Genomic DNA, 20,558 nt, shown 5'->3' with positions numbered 1-20,558 from the left:
AACGAGCGGCTCGGAATCAGTCCCTCTCGGGCGGCGGACCGGACTGCTGGAACGGCAGTTGCCCGCGGTCCTGGCGACGCTTGACCTCGCTGCGCAGGTAGATCATCAGCGCCCACACCCCGGCAAAAACCACTCCGATGAACCCGATGGCGCCGTGGATCAGTGCGCCGACGACGAACACCGCCTGAATGCCGAGATTCACCCAGATGATGCCCGGCCTGCCCTGGACACCGGACATCAGCACCAGCACCACCGCCATACCGATCAGGAACGTCCCGCTCACCGCGGTCAGCCCGTCCTCCCCCGCGGAGACGACCGGAAGCGCGAGCAGCACCACGATGGCTTCCAGGATCAGGGCGGCGGCCATGATGCCGCGGAAACTGCGCCATGGATCCCCCGGTTGCGGCGGCGGCACGGCACTCATTGCGGCTCCCGCCCGAACAGAGTGCGCGCAGCGCCCGCGGTGACGACCGAACCGGTGATGACCATGCCGCTCCCTGAATATCCTTCACCGTCGTTGCCGGACTCCTCGACGAGCGCCGTGGCCGTCTCGATGGCATCGGGCAGCGCCGCGGCCGCCACCACCCGTTCCGGGCCGAAGCGTTCCTCGGCGCGGGCGGCGAGCGTCTCGACATCGAGCGCCCGCGGCGACCCGTTGTCGGTGACCACGACCATGTCGAACGCCGGTTCCAGGGCCGCGAGGATGCCGTCGACGTCCTTGTCGGCCATCACCGACACCACGCCGACCAGGTAGCGGAAGTCGAACTCATCGGCCAAGGCCTGGGCCAGCGCCGCGGCACCCGCCGGGTTGTGCGCGGCGTCGATGAAGACCGTCGGTGCGCTGCGCACCCGTTCCAGCCGGCCCGGGCTGCTCGCCGCGGCGAACCCGGCGCGCACGGCGTCGACGTCGAGCTGTCGATCGGCACCGGCCCCGAAGAACGCCTCCACCGCGGCCAACGCCAGGACGGCATTGTGGGCTTGGTGCTCACCGTGCAGCGGCAGGAAGATCTCCGGGTACACCCCGCCGAGCCCTTGCAGGGTCAGCAGCTGACCACCGATGGCCACCTGCCGTTCCAGCACCGCGAACTCCGAATCCTCGCGCGCCACTGCGGCATCGGCGCGCACTGCCTCGGCCAGCAATACCTCCATCGCTTCGGGAAGCTGCTTCCCGATGATCGCCACCGTGTCGGTCGGCACCAGATCGTCTTCCTGTTTGACGATGATGCCGGCCTTCTCGCCGGCGATCTCGGCGATCGTGTCACCGAGGTAATCGGTGTGGTCCAACCCGATCGGGGTGATCACCGCGACGGGCGCGCCGATCACATTGGTGGCATCCCAACGACCGCCCAACCCGGTCTCGACCACCGCCACGTCGATCGGAGCGTCGGCGAACGCGGCGAAGGCCATCGCGGTGAGCACCTCGAACTTGCTCATCCGCGGGCCGCCGGCCGCTTCGGACTGCCGGTCCACCATCTCGACGAACGGTTCGATCTCCCGGTACGTCTCGACGTACTGGGCGGGGGTGACCGGCTTGCCGTCGATGGAGATGCGCTCCACCGCGGACTGCAGGTGCGGACTGACCGTGCGCCCGGTGCGCCGGTGCAGTGCGGTGAGCAACGCATCGACGATGCGGGCCACCGAGGTCTTACCGTTGGTGCCGGCGATGTGGATCGCCGGGTAGTTGCGCTGCGGTGAACCCAGCAGTTCCAGCAGCGCGGCGATCCGCGCAGTGCTGGGTTCGATCTTGGTCTCCGGCCAACGCTGGTCGAGCAGATGCTCGACCTGCAGCAGCGCGGCGATCTCGTCCGGCGCGGGCTGGGTCATGTGCGCGCCGGTTTCACGACAGGCCACCCAGGCGGGCGGTGATCCGCTCCACCTCCTCGGCCGCCAGCTGTTGGCGCGCCTTGATCTTGTCGACGACGGCCTCCGGCGCCTTCGCCAGGAAGGCCTCGTTACCGAGCTTGCCTGTGGTCTGGGCAAGTTCCTTCTGCGCGGCCGCCAGATCCTTCTCCAGCCGCTTGCGTTCGGCGGCGACGTCGACGGTGCCCGACGTGTCGAGTTCGACGAGCACGGTGCCCCCGGTCAGGCGCACCTCGACAGCCGCCGACGGGGTGAACCCGTCCGCGGGCTCGGTGAGCCAGGCCAGCGCGGCGATCGCGGGCAGCTGGGCGTCCAGCCCGGCGGCGTCGATACCGACCACCTTTGCCGGAACCCGCTGCCGATCGTTGAGGCCCTGATCGCTACGGAAGCGCCGGACCTCGGTGATGAGCTTCTGCATATCGGTGATGCGTTGGTTCGCAACAGAATCCACCGGGATGCCCGATGGCGACGGCCAATCGGCGATGACCAAGGACTCTGCGCCGGTCAGCGTTGTCCACAGCGTCTCGGTGACGAACGGCATCACCGGATGCAACAGCTTGAGCAGATTGTCCAGCACGGTGGCCAGCACGACCGCCGTGTGCGCGGCGTGTTCGGACTGGCCGAACTGCACCTTCGCCAATTCCAGGTACCAGTCGCAGAACTCGTCCCAGGCGAAGTGGTAGATCGCCTCACAGGCGCGGCTGAACTCATAGCTCTCCATGGCCGAATCGGCTTCGGCGCGAACCTCTTCCAACCGGCCCAGGATCCAGCGATCGGCGTCGGTGAGCTCCGCCAGAGCCGGCAGCGGAGCCAGCTGCGCACCGTTCATCAACGCGAACTTGGTGGCGTTGAAGATCTTGGTGGCGAAGTTGCGCGAGGCCCGGGCGTGATCCTCGCCGATCGACAGGTCACCACCGGGGCTGGCCCCGCGCGCCAGGGTGAAGCGCAGTGCGTCGGCGCCGAACTTCTCCACCCAGTCCAGCGGGTCGATGCCGTTGCCCTTCGACTTGCTCATCTTGCGGCCGAACTCGTCGCGGATCAGCCCGTGCAGGAAGACGTTCTCGAACGGGACGGCCCCCTCGGGAATGACGTCATCGCCGGCGACGAAGGTCCCGAACATCATCATGCGCGCCACCCAGAAGAACAGGATGTCGTAGCCCGTGACGAGAACACTTGTCGGGTAGAACTTTTCGAGATCGGGAGTGCGATCCGGCCAGCCCATCGTGGAGAACGGCCACAGCGCCGAAGAGAACCAGGTGTCCAGCACGTCGGGATCCTGCTCCCAACCCTCGGGCGCAGTCTCGTCCGGACCGAGACACACCTGCTGCCCGTCGGGCCCGTGCCAGATCGGGATGCGATGACCCCACCAGAGCTGCCGCGAGATGCACCAGTCATGCATGTTGTCCACCCAGGCGAACCAGCGCGGCTCCAGGCTGGCGGGGTGGATCACGGTGTCGCCGTTGCGAACGGCGTCGCCGGCGGCCTTGGCCATCGACTCGACGTTGACCCACCACTGCAGACTCAGCCGGGGCTCGATGGGTTCGCCGCTGCGTTCGGAGTGCCCCACGCTGTGCAGGTACGGCCGCTTCTCGGCGACGATTCGCCCCTCGGCGGCCAGCGCCTCGCGCACCGCGACCCGGGCCTCGAAGCGGTCCATCCCGTCGAAGCGGGTCCCGGTGCCGGTGATGGCGCCGGCCTTGTCCAGGATCGAGGGCATCGGCAGGTTGTGCCGAATCCCGATCTCGAAGTCGTTCGGGTCGTGAGCGGGTGTCACTTTCACTGCACCGGTGCCGAATTCGGGGTCGACGTGCTGATCCGCGACCACGATGATCTGCCGGTCCAGGAACGGGTGCGCCAGCGTCTGGCCGACCAGGGCGCGGTAGCGATCGTCGTCGGGGTGCACCGCGATGGCGGTGTCCCCGAGCATCGTCTCCAGCCGAGTGGTGGCCACCACCAGATGCGGCTCGTCGTCGTTCATCGAGCCGTACCGGAAGGACACCAGTTCACCCTCGACGTCGGAGTATTTGACCTCGAGATCGCTGATGGCCGTCTGCAGCACCGGGGACCAGTTCACCAGTCGCTCGGCCTGGTAGATCAGTCCGGCGTCGTAGAGCCGCTTGAAAATGGTCCGCACGGCGCGGGACAGTCCGTCGTCCATGGTGAACCGGTCGCGGCTCCAGTCCACACCGTCGCCGAGCCGGCGCATCTGCGCGCCGATGGTCCCACCGGACTCACGCTTCCAGTCCCAGACCTTGTCGATGAACAGTTCGCGCCCGAAGTCCTCTTTGCTCTTGCCGTCAACCGCGAGTTGCTTCTCCACCACGGACTGGGTGGCGATACCGGCATGGTCCATGCCGGGCAGCCACAACACCTCGTAGCCCTGCATTCGGCGGCGCCGGGTCAGCGCGTCCATCAGGGTGTGATCGAGCGCATGCCCCATGTGCAGACTGCCGGTCACATTCGGCGGCGGCAGCACGATCGAGTAGGCCGGTTTGTCGCTGGCGGGATCGGCGGTGAAGTACCCGGCGTCCACCCAGCCCTGATACAGCTCGCTCTCTACCGCACCCGGCTCCCAGGACTTGGGCAGGGCATCGGCACGGTCACGCGGGCTGTCGGTCACCCGTCGATTCTAGGGAAACCGCGCTGGGCTACTTTTTCCCACCCAGTAAGCCCGCCCTATTTCTTCCCACCCAGCAGGCCACCCAAAATGTCCCCGATGACATTGCCCTGATTGCCGCCCTGGCCGCCACCGCCGAGAACGCCGCCCAGGATGCTGCCCAGCGGATTGTTACCGCCGCCGCCGGAACCGCCGAGGATGCTGCCGAGCACATCGCCGAGCCCGCCCCCGGAGCCGGCGGCCTGCGACTGCGCGGGGGCAGAGCTGCCGGAGAACTGCCTGCCGATATAGGCCAGCACGATCGGCGCCAGGATCGGCAGCAGCTTCTTGATCAGATCGCCGCTGCCGGCACCCGTACCCGCCAGCGCGGAGGCGACCGAATTGCTGTCGTTGCCGCCGAAGATGTTGGCCACGATTTTGTCGCCCTCGCCGGGATCGACATCGTCGACCTTGACCCCGCCGTCGAGCAGGCCGCTCGCAGCCTGCGAGCCGACCGCGGCCTCCAGGTCGGTGGAATCGATGTCATCGGCCGCGACGTTGGCCTGCAGCCCACCCACCAGTGCCGGCACCAACGTCTGGATGGCGTTGTTCACCTCGCCGGGATCCGCACCGAGTTTCGCCGCGATGTCCTGCACCGGGATTTGCGCGAAGAGTTCGTCCAGACCGGCCATGTTCCACTCACCTCTGTCGATGTCAGGTACCCCTGACCTGGACCCTAACCCTTTCGACCATGGGTCCACAGGTGTTCGGCGCAGGCCCGGCCGTGCCGCCCGAATCAGCTGAGGCGAGCCGTCTCCAACGTCACCCCGGCGGCCGGCAGGCGGCTCAGCAGCGCGTCGCCCATGGCCGCCGCCGGGGTCAGCACCCCGCGCAGATCCGAGAGCTTGTCCCGGTCCAGCGCGAGGGCGAGCCCGCACTCCCCGAGCAGCACCGCGGTCGCCTTGTAACCGGGGTCACCCTGTTGGGCGATGGTGGCCCGGTACCGGGCCCCGGTGGTGGTCGTGGTGTACGTCTCGGCGCGGTAATGCCCCTTTTCCCGGGTGCGCTCGCTCGGGCCCGTCCCGGGTTTGGGCAACACACGCTCGAGCAGACCGGTGGGCACCTTGTTGATATAGCGGGTGCCCAGCCCGAACATGCCGACGCTGACCGCGGTGTCCAGTGCGGCCGCCACCGGCGCGACGACCGAGGAGCCCATGCTCATCTGCTCGGCGTACCGGAAGCTGCGACCGTAGGCCCAGTCCAGCAGTGCATTGCTGCGACGCACGATGCGGGAGTTGGGGGCGGCCATGGCAAAGGCGCCGGTCCAGATGCCGTCGAGTTCGGGGGCGATCTCACGTCCGCGCCGCCACGGATTGTCGGACTGGTGACCCAGCTCCGGCTCCGCGCCGCGATCGGTGCTCAGCGTGTACGGGTCTTCCAGATCGCTGCGGTGCTGCGGGTTCTCCGCGGCGGTCCGCATGAATTCGACCATGGAGGCGACGGTGCCGCCGGAAACACCACCGGCAAAGGAACGCAGCACCAGGTTGGTCTCGCCGAGTTCTCCCGCACCGTCCTTACTCACCCGATCGTGTAGCGCGTAGACGGTGATATCCGATGGGACGGAATCGAATCCGCAGGAATGCACGATCCTGGAGCCGGTGTCGACGGCCTGCTTGTGGAACTGTTCGGCACTGTCCCGGATGAACAGGGTCTCCCCGGTCAGGTCGGCGTAATCGGTGCCGGCCGCCACACACGCCTGCACCAGCGGCAGCCCGTACTTGGTGTACGGGCCGACGGTGGTGATGACCACCCGGGTGCGCGCCGCCATATCGGCCAGCGTGGACGGTTGGGCGGCGTCGGCCTCGATCAGCGGCCAGGACTGCGCCTGCGGCCCGAGCGTGTCGCGCACGTCGCGGACCTTGACCAACGAACGCCCGGCCAGCGCGATGCGCGCACCGGTGCCCGCCGTGGCGAGATACTGTGCGGTGAGTTTGCCGGCGAACCCGGTGGCGCCGTATAGGACTATGTCAAATTCTCGATCGGATTCCCGCTGCGAGGAGGTCATGCGTCCCGAAGCTACCCGAGAAGCTCCGGTAGACCGACCTCCCGGCCGAACAGGTGGGTGTCCAGGAATGCGATCACGACCTGATACCAGATCTTGGCGTGCTGCGGGGCGCCGATCCAGTGCCCTTCGGTCGGGTAGTAGAGAAACCGGTGCGGGCTTGCGCCGGCATCGTCGGCGGGCAGACCGGACAGGCTCAGCAGCTCGTACCACAAACGCAGGCCCTCACCGATCGGGACGCGATAGTCCTTGTCGCCGTGGATGACCAGCATCGGGGTGCGGATGTTGCCCACATGGTGATGCGGGGAATTGAGCTGGGTCATCTGCTCGGTCATCTCGCGCACCCACCAGTAGGCACCGTCGGTGGTGTGGCCGAACTGATCCAGCGCCCACAGACTCGCGTGGGTGACGATGGCGTCGAAGCGGTCGGTGTGCCCCGCGATCCAGTTCGCCATGTAGCCACCGAAGGATCCACCCATCGCCGCGGTGCGCGCCGCATCGACGCGCGGGTGCGCGCACGCGGCGTCGGTCGCCGCCATCAGATCCGTGTACGGCGCGGCACCCCAGGCTCCCCAGCCGCGCTGGATGAAGGCCTGCCCGTAGCCGGTCGACAGCGCCGGGTCGGGCAGCAGCACGGCATAACCGTGCGCCGCCAGCAGCCACGGATTCCACCGCCAGTGCCAGGCGTTCCAACTGGCCAGCGGGCCGCCGTGGATCCACAGCAGCAACGGAGCCGCCGCGCCGTCCTCGTCCGGGCCGTCCGGCAACACAAGCCAGGACCGGACCGTGGCACCGTCCGGCGCGGTGGCCGTCATCTCTTCCACCCGGCCCGGCAGCACCGGCAGCGCAACGCAGGGCAGCACCGTGACCGACCCGTCCGCATCGATACGCACCGGGTGCGGGGGTGTCAGATAGGAACTGCGCAGGGCGAAGATGACACCACCCGGAGCGGTCCGCACATCGCTGTAGGTGTGCTCGTCGGCGGTCACGCGGGTGACCGTGGCCGAGTCCGGGTCGACGGAGAAGATGGGGCCGCGCCCACCGTCGTCCGCGGTGACGATCAGTTGGGCGCCGTCGGCAGACCAGCACACCGACGTCGGCCAGCGGTCCCAATCCCCCAGCTCCACCCACTGCTCGCCGAACGTCAGGCAGCACAGCGTGATCCTCGGGGCTCGCGCCGGTGTGGAGGTGGTCTCGCGCAGGAAGGCCACCCGGGTGCCATCGGGGGAAACCGCGGGCTGCCCCAGATCGGCGCCGGGATCATCGGCCACCGTCGTGTGCGCTCCGGTTCCCATGTCGATGCGGACCAGTCGGGAACGCAAGCCCGCGCCGGGCGCGCCGTCGTTCCACGCGGTGACGACGAAACGACCGTCGGCGCTGACATCGAGTTCGGTGTCGCGCAGGGCGCCTGCGGGCGCGGGGGTCAGGTCCCTCACGCCGTCGGCATCGAACAGGTGGGGTTGGTCGGGTCCCAGGTCGTGATCCCAGTGCCGCACCGGATATCCGGTGTGCAGGATCGCCGATACCTTGGTGTCCTTGCGCAGCGCCCGCAACCTCCTGTCGTCGTCGAGGCCGGTTGCCCCGGCCAGCACCGGCGCGGTGACAACCGTCCGGGCGGCGCGCCGCGCGGTGTGCACCGCCGACACCCCGCCGGGCAGCGCGAGCTCCTCGACGGCTTCGCCGCCGGCGGCGGGCAGTCGCCACAGCGCTGCCGGCGGCTCGTCCTGCCCTGGCAGCGGCCGTACCCCGACGAACAGGAGGTCACCGCCGGCGGTGAAGACGGGCCCAGATTCCCCGTTGGCCCCGCGCGTCAACCGCCTGGCGGGCTGTACCCCGTGCGGATCCAATTCCCATAGGGCCGTGATGTATTCGGTGCGGTCATGGCTGAGCTCGCCGATCGTGGTGACCACCCGGTCCCCGCCGGGGGCGACGGCCAGACCCGCCACCCGCGGCAGCGCGAAGTAGTCGTCCAGATCGTGGAACGGCGTCATGGCACCACCGTAGTGCCGGATCAACGGCCCGCTCACACAACGCCGGTGACCTGTCCGGTCGCGTCGGCACGCACCTGCTTGTTGCTGCGCTCGCCCTGCACGTTGATGAGGATCTGCAGATCGTCGCTGAAGGGCAGATTGCGTTTGACGATCACGGTCTGCACCTCACCGTCGGCGATACCGCTGGCCCCGATGGCGTTGTCGACCGCGGTCATGATCGCGGTCGCCGGCACCTCGGTGACGGGGAACAGATTCTGCTGCAACGCCTCGGTGTCGTCGTCGTAGTCGACCGGGCGCAGATCGCCGACCTGACCGGCGGTGTACGTCCACTGGTTGAGTTCCGTCGGCGCGGCCGGGTTGACCGCCTGCACGGTGACCACCTGCTCGGTGATCACGAGCTCGACCACCTGCATGGGGTTCGCGCCCACCCGCTGCGAGATCGCCCCGAGCGCCCGGTCGATTCCTTCCACGGTGACCAGGTCGCCGGCCGCGATCTCGGTGAGTCCGCCGGCGGTGTCGCTGAGCTGTTCGACGGCGGTGGTCGCGGCATCGGTGATGGCCTTGATGTCATCGATCTTGGAGCATCCGGAGAGCATCGAGATCGAAACTGCGGTGGCGGCCAGGCCGAAGCCGAGGCGGGTGAATGTCGTCATGGCGCACAGCGTGGTGGGTGGCCGGTGCTACCGATCCCAACTTCGGGCGCGCACAACCTCTTCACGCGGAATTAACTCGCCTTGACCGCTGGGACACATTCCCGCGGTTAGTTTCAATCCGGTACACCGTCAGTACCTCATGGCCACTGTGATTAAACGCAGTGCCTCCCCACCCCATCCCCCAGAAATGATCGGCGGAGGTTCCTTTGACACCTGAAGTGGAGGACGCCCTCTCAACGATGGCGGCCGTCAACAACGAGTTCTTCTACTGGATGTCCATCGCGCTGATGATGCTCATCCACGCCGGCTTCCTCGCCTACGAGGTCGGCGCATCGAGGTCGAAGAATGTGCTTGCCACCGCGATGAAGAACCTGCTGGCCTTCGCCACCATCGTGGCATCGTTCTTCTTCGTCGGCTGGTTCCTGTACAACGCAATGCCCAGCGGCTTCATCGAAATGACCGATGCCGCAAGGGCCGCTCTCCCGTGGAGCGACAACATGGGCCCGAACGTCCAGGACCCGGCGAGCGGCATCTTCTGGGGGGCGTTCGCGCTGTTCGCGGCCACCACCGGTTCGATCATGTCCGGTGCCGTGCTGGAGCGCATCCGCACCAGCGGCTTCCTGGTCCTGACCGTGCTGGTGGGATCGGTCACCTGGATCATCGGCGCGGCCTGGGGGTGGCACGGCGCCGGTTGGATGCTGACCAAGCTCGGATTCCACGATGTCGGCGCCGCCGGTTGCGTGCATATGATCGCCGGTTTCGCCACGCTGGGCATCCTGATCAACCTCGGCCCGCGCATCGGGCGGTTCCTGCCCGACGGCAAGCCCGTCACGATCCGGCCGCACAACCTGCCGTTGACCATGGTGGGCCTGATGCTGATCTTCACCGGCTTCTTCGGCTTCCTGATGGGCTGTGTCATCTACGCCGGTGACGGCTTCGCCACCATCTACGCCAGCCCGACGACGTTGAGCGCGTTCGCCTTCAACACCCTGATGGGCCTGGCCGGTGGCATCCTGGGCGCCTACCTGACCTCGAAGGGCGAGCCGTTCTGGACCATCTCCGGCGGTCTGTGCGGCGTGATCGGCGTGGCATCGGGAATGGACCTCTACCACCCGGCGCTGGGCTTCATCATCGCCCTGGGCGCCGGCGCTCTGGCCCCGTACATCGGAAAACTGTTGGAGAAGTTCAAGATCGACGACGTGGTCGGCGCGGTGTCGGTGCACGGCGGGATCGGCCTGTACTCGGTGCTGATGGCCGGTATCTGGCTGTCCGGCTACCCGAACACCGATGGCAACCCGTCGGTGTCCTTCTGGGGTCAAGTGATCGGCGCCGTGGTCTTCGCCGCGCTCGGCTTCATTCCCGCCTACCTGGTCTCGCTGGGCCTGAAGAAGGTTGGCCTGCTGCGGATTCCACCGGAGGTCGAGGAGCAGGGACTGGATCTCAGCGAGGTGCCCGCAACGCCGTACCCGGAGGGCATCCCGGTCACCGTCATGCGGACCAACGGTTCCGTCCTGGTTGTCACCGAGGAGGTCAAGTAAATGTTCAGTCCCATCGACAGCTATGACGATGCCGCCGTGGTGTTCACCTTCGGCGGATACTCACTCGGCGTGTGGATCTCGTTCATCGTCGCGTTGCTGCTGTTCGTCGGTTTCTTCGTCCGGATGGTCCAGCACGAGAACAAGGCATACACCGCGATCATCGAGCACAAGCCGGTGGAACCGGGGCCGGCGGCCGAAGGAGAGCCGACACCCTACTGATTGATCGGTCACCCGGAGATCGCCCGGAACCTTACGGTTCCGGGCGATTTCGGCGTTTCGGTCAGACTCCGCGCAGCCACCGCACGGCGCGGTCACGGTACCCGATGATCCCCTTGTAGTCGGCGATGTCGTCGGGAAGTTCGGCCAGCACGGCCGCCGCCCGCACCCGCCAGTCGTCCACGGTCGCGATATCGGCCAGCGGCAGCATGTAGGTGCGGATGAGAAAGCAGATCGACCCCGACTCCGGTAGCCGGATCAGATGCTGCACCTCGACCCGCAGGTGCACCAACCGCCCGAACTCCTCGTCGGAAACGCCCAGGATCATCGTGCGGTCCGGCCCCCACTCGTGGTAGAGCTCCGTCGAGACGTCCAGTCGGCGACCGATGGTCAGCGTCCAGTTGGTGCGCCGGTAGGTCTCGCCGGGTTGCAGGCGCATGAGGAAGTCCCTGGCACGCGTGATCACACCGGTGGCCCGCAACCGGGGCACCGGCCCGTGGATCTCCAGGAATGTCATGCCGACGTCGAACCCGAACGACCAGTCGGCGGCGAAGGTGACCACACCCGCGTCGCCGAACAGATCGCCGTCACGCTGGTCGAGCAGGACGATATCCTCCTGCACCTGGCCGGCGATGTAGCGCAGCGGTTCGGCCGGCAGGGTGGTCTCGTCACCGAGGACGAAATCCTGTTCGATGCCCAGTCTGTCGTTGCGCCAGCGCCAACCGGCACCGTGCCGCCGCAGCGCCATGCTCTCGGGATAGGCGCGGGCAAGCTCACGCATCAAGGTGAGCATGGTGTCCCAGCACGCCGGGCGCATATGCGGCAACACCGCGCTGCGGGTGGGATCGGCGGCGAGAATGGCTGCCCGCTCCGCCAATTCGTGCTCGTACTCACTGTCGATATCGACCACGCGCTCGCCCCACCGACCGACCGGTGTCGGCACCGCCGAGCCGGCGGGCTCGACATTGGTGCTGTACCGGTAGGTGTCGGCGGCAAACGGAAAGGGAAAGGTGTGGACGAGATCGGGTGCCGAGATCACAGTGCTACCTCCAGGGTGTCGGCTCCGCCGCGCGAAACGCAGGACATCACGGCATCGCCCGCTTCCTTGTCGGCGTCGGTCAGGTACAGGTCACGATGGATGATGGTGCCCGCCGACACCGCAAGCCGGCATTCACCGCACACCCCGCGGCGGCACAGACTGGGCACCTCGAATCCGCGGCGCTCCAACTCCTCCAGCAGCGAGACACCGGCGTCGACGACGAATTCCTCGCCGGTGGAGGCCACCCGGGTGGTGAAAGGTTCCCCGGGGTCGAGTGCCTCGGATCCGAAGTGTTCCAGGTGGATTCGACTGTCCGGCCATCCGAGTCGGGTTGCCGCGCCGGTGACGTCGTCGATGAACGAGGCGGGCCCACACACGTACAGGTGAGTGCCGAACGGCTGATCGGCAAGGGCGGCAAGAAGTTCGGCCGAGAAGGCCGCCCGCTCGGTGTGGATCGAGACGTGCTGACCCAATTCGGCGACGGTATCGAGATAGGCTCCCCGTCCTTGCCGGTGGATATAGAGCAGGTGCACGTCGCGCCCCCATGTCTGCGCGCTACGCAGGTGCGACACCATCGGGGTGATGCCGATTCCCGCGGCGACCAGCAGGTGCCGACGGGCCCGCAACACCGGCGCGAAGGCACTGCGCGCCGGCCCGGCGGCGACGGTGTCCCCGAGTGCCAGCTCGTCGTGGATCCACCGCGACCCGCCCGACCCGTCCGCGCAGCGCAGCACCGAGATCACATAGGCGGTCGGGGAATTACCGTCGCCGGTCAGCGAGTAGGCGTTGGCCTTGCCGCCGCACTCCACGACGATATGACTGCCGGGGGTGAACGACGGTAAGGGGTTCCCGTCGGGGTCGGCCAGGGTGAGGGTCCGAATGCCGCCGACGGTGTCGTCGATCGCGGTGACGACCAGTTTGAGGGTGTTCACGACGGCACCTCGGCCGGCTGCTCGGCGTCGACCATGAAGCCCAGGTACGTACCGGCTCGTCGCGAGACGTGATGGTAGACCAGCAGTTTGCGCGCGCAGGACGAGCACGGCAGCACCTGATCGAGTTGCACCTGCGCCCGGGTGACCGCCCCGCAGTGCACACAGTGCACCGTGCGCGCGTCGTCATCGGTGGACGCCACCGTCATCTCGTCATCGGCGACCCCGAGTGCGCCGGCCGCTCCGCGCAGCCGCAGGCAGGCATCGGCGGGACCGGCCATCATCAATCGCCAGCCGACGCGGGCGTCGACCAGGTCGGCGGTCAGCGCCTCGATCGCCGAGGCGGTGCCGTCGTCACACTGGGTGCCGTCGTCACACCGATGCAGCCGCACCGCGGATTCACCGTGCACGGAAGCGATCTGGTCGATCCACGTCTGCGCGATATCGGCACCGTGCGGCCCGAACGCGATGATCGTCCAGGCCCGCCCGGACAGGTCGGCGCCGGGCCGGGTGGGGTTCAGCGCCCAGACGGGCACGCTCGTCAGCTCGAGGTCAGGTCGCATGAAGCCCTTCCGTGGACACCAGTGGTTGACAGGGTTGCCCTTCAGGAAACCAAACGTGCGTTTCGGCGATGTGACCTCGCTGTCTCGTCTTGTTGACACGCTCACCGATAGGGTCTGCACCATGTCCGCGCACATCCTGGTGGTCGGCGCGGGGATCGCCGGGCTGGCCACCGCCGTCGCCCTGCATCGGGCCGGTCACGACGTGCGTGTGGTCGAGCAACGCACCGACGCCACCACCGGTGCCGGCATCAGCATCTGGCCCAATGCGCTGGCCGCGCTCGATGTCCTCGACCTGGGCGATCCGGTGCGGGAGGCCGGCGGCCGGGTCAGCGCGGGTGCGGTGCGCTGGCGCGATGGCCGCTGGTTGCGGCGGCCGTCCCCCGACCGGATCGTGCGGGCGCTGGGCGAACCGCTGGTGATCATCCACCGCGCCACCCTCACCGGGATCCTGGTCGGCGCCCTGCCGCCCGGCGCGGTGTCGCACGGCCTTGCGGCCACTGCCCTGGACGTCTCGCGCACCGGAGCCCGGGTCACCTTGTCCGACGGGACCGTCGCGGCGGTCGATGCGGTGGTCGGCGCCGACGGCGTCGACTCGACGGTGGCGCGCCACCTCAACGGCGTGCTCCCCCGCCGGTACGCCGGTTACACCGCGTGGCGCGGAATCGCCTCGTATTCCATGGATCCCGATCTGGCCGGGGAAACGATGGGGCCGGGCCTTGAGGTGGGGCATGTGCCGATGGGGCCCGAGCACACCTATTGGTTCGCCACCCAGCGGGCGCCACAGGGTCAATCCGCGGTGGACGGCGAACACGCGCAGGTGCGGCGCGTCTTCGGGGACTGGCCGGAGCCGATCCCCACGCTGCTGGCCTGCACCGACCCCGCCGCGGTGCTGCGCAATGACCTCTATGACCGCCGCCGCGCCGCAACCTGGGCCCGCGACCGCGCGGTGATCGTCGGCGACGCCGCTCACCCGATGCGCCCGCACCTGGGCCAGGGTGGCTGCCAGGGGCTGGAGGACGCCGCGATCCTCGCGGCGCTGACGGTGGGCGAGTCCGACCTATCGGCGGCGTTCCGGCGTTTCGCGCAGTTTCGGAGCCGGCGGGTACGGGGGCTGGTGGTCGAATCCCGCACCGTGGGGCGCATCGTCAATATGCGGCCCGCTGCGCTCAGCGGGCTGGCCAGCCGGGCGACGACGCTGATCCCGGAGGCGGTGCTGGCGCGCCACCTGGCCGCGGTGGCGGGCCGGTCGGCCTTCGTCCTACCGTCGCGCTGAGCTCAGCGCGGCTGGAACGCGGTGACCGCGGTCTGCATGGCCTGGCACATCTTGCGGAAGTCGAACAGGCCCAGCACGGCACCGCCGCGGATGGCCTGGCAGCCGACGGCGGCCGGGGCGGGAGTCTGCGCGGCCGGGGTGCTGAAGACGGCCGGGGTGGCACCGCGCGGTCCGCATTTGGGCCACGCACCGAGGCCCTGGGTGCGCAGCACGTTCTCCGCGACCCGGATCTGCTCGGCACGGGTGGCGCCCGCCGGGGAGCCGACCCCGCCGTTGGCGTTCCAGGTGGCCTGTTTGAACTGCAGACCACCGTAGTGGCCGTTGCCGCTGTTGATTCCCCAGTTGCCGCCCGACTCGCACTGCGCGATGGCGTCCCAGTTGACGGAATCGGCGCTCGCGGTGGCCGAGATGGCCATCGGCGCCACCGAGAGCGCGCCGGTTGCGGCGGCCACCCACAGGGTCTTGCGGACGATGCTCTTGATGGAACTGCGGATCTTGTTCATTGCGGTCCTTCCCCGACCGGTGACACGAGGGCCGCGAACCAAGGCTGGAGCGTTCTTGCGACGCGGTTATCCGGTGTGTCGGGTGACCGACATCACCCGTTACGGAGGTGGCGCAAGTTTTAGCAGTTTCTTATGAGACGGGTGGATATCCACGGTGTTCATGAGAAAACAATGGCGCCGGGCGAAAAGCCCGGCGCCATTGTGATTCTTCTGTTATTGGGTTATCCCCGACCGCCACAGGACGGCCAAGCGCCGATGCCCTGGCTCGCCAGCACGTTCTCGGCCACCCGGATCTGCTCCTCGCGGCTGGCAGCGTGCGGCGCACCCGAACCGCCGTTGGAGCGCCACGTTCCCATCGAGAACTGCAGGCCACCGTAGTAGCCGTTGCCCGTGTTGATCGCCCAGTTGCCGCCCGATTCACAGGCCGCAACGGCATCCCAGTTCACGGAGTCCGCATGTGCGGTAGCCGCCAGGGCCATCGGAGCAACTGCCAGCGCTCCGGCAAAGGTGGCCAAACCGAACGTCTTGCGGATGTTCTTCAACGTCAATCCTCTCGCCAAGCGCGCGCCAAAAGGACGCCCGCGCGTACGCGGACGGCATGCCTGAATGCACAGGCGCAGAATTTTGGGGCGTGCCATCTCGGTCAGGCACGACAGTGGGAGACACATTCCGTCTCGCCGGATGATCCATCCGGCCGCCCGGCGGGCATCTCAGCTCACCTCTGGCCCACTCACACGCAGGTTCTTGTTTGTGAAATTATTTGCTCCGTCGGTGGAGTTGAAAATGAACGTACAAAAAGCGCAGAGCGAAGTCACTTCGGTGTCGAACGTGTCGCGTTCAGATCACAGGATGATCACGACCACCGATGTGCAGAGAGGGCGCAGGTCAGCGCCGCAATCCCCGATCAACCCTGAATCACGGGTCGACACACTATCGGTGAGGCAGATCACATGGTTTTTGTGACGTGCGCCACCGGTCCACGTCGTCACACCCCATGCAGATGGCTCGTGCGTACCCCGAAAGTCGTTCTTCTACACCGCAAGACAGGTGTTCGAACCGAAATGTGTTCGCTGGCCGCCTGAAATGTTGAATCATGCGCCGATAAGTGCGAAATACAATGCGCAACAAGTGAACTTGTCGATACAGTCCGAAGTGTGGAACGACGCTACGACACAGCAGGATTGACCCGGTGACCGTCGATTGAAGGCGAAAGATTTTGCTGTCAAACAGCTTTCATGGGGTTTGATCGCACCGACGCCGGCCTGCAACGAATGGACACGTCGATCTCGGCGCCGATGCGGACCCGCAGCGAATGGGTCGTTATCACGCCGTCCGCCGATGCCGCGCGACCCGAAATTCGGCACCCCACCCCTCCGGGGTGACGACGGCCGCGGGTACATCAGATCGACTCGGGCACAGCACAATTCGACAACAACGAGGGTGGCGACCGTTGTACCGCCGATATCCACAGCGGCAATTAGCGCACCGGGACGCGGCGAATTCCTTCGCAATGACGGCCGATAAATGGCCGCGTGATGAAATTCAATCTGGTTGGCGAACAAATTCGCCATTTGCTGAGAAGCCTGCGGGCGAGCCAGTCAGGCAAGATCCCCGGGGGTGTTGACGTTGGTGAGTTCGTGCCGCGGTTCCATGACGATGCGCTGGGTGTCGCAGGCGTCCGCCAGGGCGCGCATGCTGCGCTCACCGGCGGCCACCAGCTGATCGGCCCGCTCAGCCAGCGCGGTCCGATAGACGCCGGTCAGATAATGGTCACGCCCGTCCCAGGGCAGCACCACCTCGGCCGCCGTGGACAGCGCCACCGCCATGAGCTCGTCGATGACGCGTGCGTGCAGGTGCGGCATGTCGACGGCGCAGACGAACGCCCAATCCCGGCCGGCGTCGGCGGCGGCGCGCAGCCCCCGCGCGGTGGCCAGTAACGGACCCACCCCGCGAACCTCGTCGCGCAGGATCTCGGCGGGTAGCTCGGGCAGCGACTGGCCGGGCGCGGCGACGACGAAAACCGGGTCACAGCGGGCACCGACGGCGTCGACAACCCGCTGCACCAGCGTGCGTCCCTCGAACACGAGAGTCGCCTTGTCGCGTCCCATCCGCCGCGATGCCCCGCCTGCCAGTACTACGGCGGCCGGCGGCACGGACGGGGTCACACCAGCAGGCTAATCCACCGACCAGGTGTCTTTACCGCGAAGCAGCGATTGCAATGCGGCCGTGTCGTGCGCCTTGGCCTCACGGGCGGCGGTGATCTGAGCCCGCGCGGCATCGTCGTAGGTCGGCTTGCTCACCTGGCGGAAGATGCCCATCACCATGTGCTCGAGGTTCTGCTCGCTCAACCGCGACAGTGCAAAGGCATACGCCGGGTCGTCGATCGTGGCATCGTGCACCACGATCTGGTCGGCGGACACGTCGGCGGTCTTGGCGACCTCAAGGCCGAACCCGGACTTGATGACGGCATACTCACCGTCGGCGCCGAAGGTGATCGGCTCACCGTGGGTGATGTTGATCAGCCGGTCCTCGGCGCCTTCCTTGCGCAGCGCGTCAAAGGACCCGTCGTTGAAGATCGGGCAGTCCTGCATGATCTCCACCAGCGCGGCCCCGCGGTGCGCTGCGGCACCGCGCAGCACCTCGGTCAGGCCCTTGCGATCGGAGTCCAGCGCCCGCCCCACGAAGGTGGCTTCGGCACCCAGCGCCAGCGACACCGGGTTGAACGGGTAGTCCAGCGAGCCCATCGGAGTGGACTTGGTGACCTTGCCGACCTCGGAGGTCGGCGAGTACTGCCCCTTGGTCAGGCCGTAGATCCGGTTGTTGAACAACAGGATGGTGATGTTGATGTTGCGGCGCAGCGCATGGATCAGATGGTTGCCGCCGATGGACAACGAGTCACCGTCGCCGGTGACGACCCACACCGAGAGATCCTCGCGGGCCAGCGCGAGGCCGGTGGCGATGGTCGGGGCCCGCCCGTGGATGGAATGGAAACCGTAGGTCTCCAGGTAGTACGGGAAGCGGCTGGAGCAGCCGATACCGCTGACGAAGGCGATGTTCTCGCGGCGCAGACCCAGTTCCGGCAGGAAGTTACGGATCGTGTTGAGGATGACGTAGTCACCGCAGCCGGGGCACCAGCGCACCTCCTGGTCGCTGGTGAAATCCTTGCCCTTCTGCGGTTGGTCCGTGGTCGGGACCAGTGCCGTCTTGCTCAGGGCTTCGGTCAGGCCGAGATCAGCGCCAATCAGGTCGGTCATGCTCCTGCTCCCACAGATTCCACGGTGGCCGCAGCCAACCGCGCGAATTTCGCCTTGTCAGTTTCTTTTTCGCGCAACGTGCCATCCAGCGCGGCGTCGATGATGCCCTCGACCTCGTCGGCCAGGAACGCCATGCCCTCCACCTTGGTGACCGACTGCACGTCCACGAGGTACTTCCCACGCAGCAGCAGGGCCAGCTGACCGAGGTTCATCTCCGGCACCACGACCTTCGGGTAGCGGCGCAGCACCTCTTCGAGGTTGGACGGGAACGGGTTGAGGTAGCGCAGCTGCGCGTGGGCCACCTTGATGCCGTTGCGCCGTGCCCGCCGACAGGCCTCACCGATGGGCCCGTACGAACTGCCCCAGCCGAGCAGCAGCAGCTCGGCGTCGTCGGTCGGATCGTCGACCTCCAGATCGGGCACCGTGATGCCGTCGATCTTGAGCTGGCGCAGCCGGACCATCAGGTCGTGGTTCTTGGGCTCGTAGGAGATGTTGCCCGAACCGTTGGCCGCTTCCAGGCCGCCGATGCGGTGCTCCAGGCCCGGGGTGCCCGGCACCGCGAACTGGCGAGCCAGCGTCTCCGGGTCACGGGCGTAGGGCTCGAACGGTTCGCCCGACTTGGCGAACGTGTGCTCGATGGCCGGGTAGCTGGTGATATCCGGGATGCGCCACGGTTCCGAGCCATTGGCGATCGCGCCATCGGACAGGATGATCACCGGCGTGTGGTAGCCGATGGCGATCCGCACGGCTTCGACGGCGATGTCGAAGCAATCCGACGGCGAGCAGGGTGCGAGCACCGCGACCGGAGATTCGCCATTGCGGCCGTACAGGGCCTGCAGCAGGTCGGCCTGCTCGGTCTTGGTGGGCAGGCCGGTCGACGGGCCGCCGCGCTGCACATCGATGACGAGCAGCGGCAGTTCGGTCATCACCGCGAGGCCGATGGCCTCGGACTTCAGCGAGACGCCGGGGCCCGAGGTGCTCGTGACACCGAGCGCCCCGCCGTAGGACGCGCCGATGGCGGCGCCGATACCGGCGATTTCGTCCTCGGCCTGGAAGGTCATGACGTTGAAGTGCTTGTACTTGGACAGCTCGTGCAGGATGTCGCTGGCCGGGGTGATGGGGTAGGTACCCAGCACCACCTGGATCCCCGAAAGCTGACCGGCCGCCACGACACCGTAGGCCAGCGCCGTGTTTCCGGAGATCTGCCGGTACTCGCCCGTCTTGAGCTTGGCCGGGGCGACCTCGTAGGTGGTGGCGAAGGCCTCGGTGGTCTCGCCGTAGTTCCAGCCCGCCTTGAGCGCCAGCACGTTGGCTTCGGCGATCTCGGGCTTGCGGGCGAACTTCTCCCGGATGAAGGCCTCGCTGGCCTCGAGTTCGCGGCCGTACATCCACGACAGCAGACCGAGCGCGAACATGTTCTTGGCGCGCTGCCCGTCCTTCTTGGTGGCGCCGATCGCTTCGACGGCGCCGAGCGTGAGGGTGGTCATCGCCACCGATTGCACGACGTAGTCGGACAGCTCTTCGCTCTCCAGCGGGTTGGCGTCGTACCCGACCTTGGCCAGGTTGCGCTTGGTGAACTCGTCGGAGTTGGCGATGATCAGGCCGCCGCGCGGGAGGTCGCCCACATTGGCCTTCAATGCGGCAGGATTCATCGCGACGAGAACGTCGGGACGATCGCCGGCGGTCAGGATGTCGTAGTCCGCGATCTGGATCTGGAAGGACGACACACCGGGCAGGGTGCCCTGTGGTGCGCGGATCTCGGCGGGGTAATTGGGCTGTGTCGCAAGGTCATTTCCGAACAGCGCCGCCTCGGAGGTGAACCGGTCACCGGTGAGCTGCATGCCGTCACCGGAGTCACCGGCGAAGCGGATGACCACCTTTTCCAGCTTCTGCCGGGGTGTCCCCGCGTTGCCGTTCTGACCCACGACTTCCTGCCTTTCACACCCGCGCGAGTCATGGATCAGTCGCGGGGGTGTTTGCGTCAAAAACTTTTGGTGTCACTGCCGGTAACCAGTATGGCACTTCTCTTAGGGTGACCAATGCCAGACGAGTCCGCGACACGCGGGTTTCGCCGAGGAGAA

16 protein-coding genes and 2 pseudogenes are annotated in these 20,558 nt (G+C 67.3%); 3 read left to right on the top strand and 15 right to left on the bottom strand.

What is annotated here, in order from left to right:
* Nucleotides 1–16: 16 nt before the first annotated feature.
* The 7 genes from A7U43_RS12285 to A7U43_RS12255 form a co-directional block, all read right to left on the bottom strand.
* Entirely contained in the window at nucleotides 17–424 is a 408-nt protein-coding gene (locus tag A7U43_RS12285) for a DUF4233 domain-containing protein (RefSeq protein WP_067995326.1), read from the bottom strand.
* Nucleotides 421–1,824, bottom strand: coding sequence for a bifunctional tetrahydrofolate synthase/dihydrofolate synthase (gene folC, locus A7U43_RS12280; RefSeq protein ID WP_067995322.1), 1,404 nt, complete (start codon nucleotides 1,822–1,824; stop codon nucleotides 421–423). Before folC ends, A7U43_RS12285 begins: the two co-directional genes overlap by 4 nt.
* 13 nt (nucleotides 1,825–1,837) lie before the next feature.
* A complete protein-coding gene (locus A7U43_RS12275) occupies nucleotides 1,838–4,480 on the bottom strand; it encodes a valine--tRNA ligase (RefSeq protein WP_067995320.1) in 2,643 nt (880 codons plus the stop codon).
* Nucleotides 4,481–4,536: 56 nt separating this feature from the next.
* Entirely contained in the window at nucleotides 4,537–5,148 is a 612-nt protein-coding gene (locus A7U43_RS12270) for a DUF937 domain-containing protein (RefSeq protein ID WP_067995316.1), read from the bottom strand.
* Between the two features lie 104 nt (nucleotides 5,149–5,252).
* Nucleotides 5,253–6,521, bottom strand: coding sequence for a saccharopine dehydrogenase family protein (locus A7U43_RS12265; protein ID WP_067995313.1), 1,269 nt, complete (start codon nucleotides 6,519–6,521; stop codon nucleotides 5,253–5,255).
* Between the two features lie 11 nt (nucleotides 6,522–6,532).
* On the bottom strand, nucleotides 6,533–8,509 hold the full coding sequence (locus A7U43_RS12260) for a S9 family peptidase (RefSeq protein WP_068002540.1): 1,977 nt from the start codon (nucleotides 8,507–8,509) through the stop codon (nucleotides 6,533–6,535).
* Nucleotides 8,510–8,541: 32 nt separating this feature from the next.
* Complete coding sequence (locus A7U43_RS12255; protein ID WP_067995311.1) at nucleotides 8,542–9,162, bottom strand: hypothetical protein; 621 nt, start codon at nucleotides 9,160–9,162, stop codon at nucleotides 8,542–8,544.
* Between the two features lie 206 nt (nucleotides 9,163–9,368).
* Here A7U43_RS12255 and A7U43_RS12250 point away from each other — a divergent pair, with 206 nt between their 5' ends.
* On the top strand, nucleotides 9,369–10,700 hold the full coding sequence (locus A7U43_RS12250) for an ammonium transporter (protein WP_067995309.1): 1,332 nt from the start codon (nucleotides 9,369–9,371) through the stop codon (nucleotides 10,698–10,700).
* Nucleotides 10,701–10,919, top strand: coding sequence for a hypothetical protein (locus A7U43_RS12245; protein ID WP_067995307.1), 219 nt, complete (start codon nucleotides 10,701–10,703; stop codon nucleotides 10,917–10,919).
* A gap of 61 nt (nucleotides 10,920–10,980) precedes the next feature.
* On the opposite strand, the gene A7U43_RS12240 is transcribed toward A7U43_RS12245, so the two are convergent.
* The 3 genes from A7U43_RS12240 to A7U43_RS12230 are packed head-to-tail and all read right to left on the bottom strand — an operon-like array spanning nucleotide 10,981 to nucleotide 13,447.
* Nucleotides 10,981–11,955: a heme-dependent oxidative N-demethylase family protein gene (locus A7U43_RS12240; RefSeq protein ID WP_067995296.1), complete on the bottom strand. Its 975-nt coding sequence runs from the start codon at nucleotides 11,953–11,955 to the stop codon at nucleotides 10,981–10,983.
* Entirely contained in the window at nucleotides 11,952–12,887 is a 936-nt protein-coding gene (locus A7U43_RS12235) for a PDR/VanB family oxidoreductase (protein ID WP_067995293.1), read from the bottom strand. The genes A7U43_RS12240 and A7U43_RS12235 overlap by 4 nt, the downstream gene beginning before the upstream one ends.
* A complete protein-coding gene (locus A7U43_RS12230; RefSeq protein WP_067995289.1) occupies nucleotides 12,884–13,447 on the bottom strand; it encodes a dimethylamine monooxygenase subunit DmmA family protein in 564 nt (187 codons plus the stop codon). Before A7U43_RS12230 ends, A7U43_RS12235 begins: the two co-directional genes overlap by 4 nt.
* 121 nt (nucleotides 13,448–13,568) lie before the next feature.
* Here A7U43_RS12230 and A7U43_RS12225 point away from each other — a divergent pair, with 121 nt between their 5' ends.
* Nucleotides 13,569–14,720, top strand: a complete 1,152-nt coding sequence (locus tag A7U43_RS12225) for an FAD-dependent oxidoreductase (RefSeq protein WP_067995287.1) — start codon at nucleotides 13,569–13,571, stop codon at nucleotides 14,718–14,720.
* Between the two features lie 161 nt (nucleotides 14,721–14,881).
* Here A7U43_RS12225 and A7U43_RS30330 read toward each other — a convergent pair.
* The 5 genes and pseudogenes from A7U43_RS30330 to A7U43_RS12200 all read right to left on the bottom strand — a co-directional run.
* Nucleotides 14,882–15,112: pseudogene (locus A7U43_RS30330) on the bottom strand (transglycosylase family protein); the annotation flags it as partial.
* Between the two features lie 332 nt (nucleotides 15,113–15,444).
* A pseudogene (locus tag A7U43_RS12215) lies at nucleotides 15,445–15,678 on the bottom strand (transglycosylase family protein); the annotation flags it as partial.
* Between the two features lie 1,143 nt (nucleotides 15,679–16,821).
* Nucleotides 16,822–17,388, bottom strand: a complete 567-nt coding sequence (gene mobA, locus A7U43_RS12210) for a molybdenum cofactor guanylyltransferase (protein WP_082902110.1) — start codon at nucleotides 17,386–17,388, stop codon at nucleotides 16,822–16,824.
* Between the two features lie 9 nt (nucleotides 17,389–17,397).
* Complete coding sequence (locus A7U43_RS12205) at nucleotides 17,398–18,477, bottom strand: 2-oxoacid:ferredoxin oxidoreductase subunit beta (protein WP_067995277.1); 1,080 nt, start codon at nucleotides 18,475–18,477, stop codon at nucleotides 17,398–17,400.
* Nucleotides 18,474–20,438, bottom strand: a complete 1,965-nt coding sequence (locus A7U43_RS12200; protein ID WP_411289640.1) for a 2-oxoacid:acceptor oxidoreductase subunit alpha — start codon at nucleotides 20,436–20,438, stop codon at nucleotides 18,474–18,476. Before A7U43_RS12200 ends, A7U43_RS12205 begins: the two co-directional genes overlap by 4 nt.
* Nucleotides 20,439–20,558 lie beyond the last annotated feature (120 nt).

This window comes from Mycobacterium adipatum (assembly GCF_001644575.1).
Lineage (GTDB): Bacteria > Actinomycetota > Actinomycetes > Mycobacteriales > Mycobacteriaceae > Mycobacterium > Mycobacterium adipatum.
Note: the sequence above shows the minus strand (reverse complement) of the source record. Positions and strands in the feature narration are given on the sequence as shown.

Excerpts from the sequence above, each read along its gene's own strand:
- folC (WP_067995322.1), bottom strand. The coding sequence starts at position 1,824 with ATGACCCAGCCCGCGCCGGACGAGATCGCCGCGCTGCTGCAGGTCGAG.
- A7U43_RS12265 (WP_067995313.1), bottom strand. The coding sequence starts at position 6,521 with ATGACCTCCTCGCAGCGGGAATCCGATCGAGAATTTGACATAGTCCTA.
- A7U43_RS12260 (WP_068002540.1), bottom strand. The coding sequence starts at position 8,509 with ATGACGCCGTTCCACGATCTGGACGACTACTTCGCGCTGCCGCGGGTG.
- A7U43_RS12270 (WP_067995316.1), bottom strand. The coding sequence starts at position 5,148 with ATGGCCGGTCTGGACGAACTCTTCGCGCAAATCCCGGTGCAGGACATC.
- A7U43_RS12255 (WP_067995311.1), bottom strand. The coding sequence starts at position 9,162 with ATGACGACATTCACCCGCCTCGGCTTCGGCCTGGCCGCCACCGCAGTT.
- A7U43_RS12225 (WP_067995287.1), top strand. The coding sequence starts at position 13,569 with ATGTCCGCGCACATCCTGGTGGTCGGCGCGGGGATCGCCGGGCTGGCC.
- A7U43_RS12245 (WP_067995307.1), top strand. The coding sequence starts at position 10,701 with ATGTTCAGTCCCATCGACAGCTATGACGATGCCGCCGTGGTGTTCACC.
- A7U43_RS12230 (WP_067995289.1), bottom strand. The coding sequence starts at position 13,447 with ATGCGACCTGACCTCGAGCTGACGAGCGTGCCCGTCTGGGCGCTGAAC.
- A7U43_RS12285 (WP_067995326.1), bottom strand. The coding sequence starts at position 424 with ATGAGTGCCGTGCCGCCGCCGCAACCGGGGGATCCATGGCGCAGTTTC.
- A7U43_RS12205 (WP_067995277.1), bottom strand. The coding sequence starts at position 18,477 with ATGACCGACCTGATTGGCGCTGATCTCGGCCTGACCGAAGCCCTGAGC.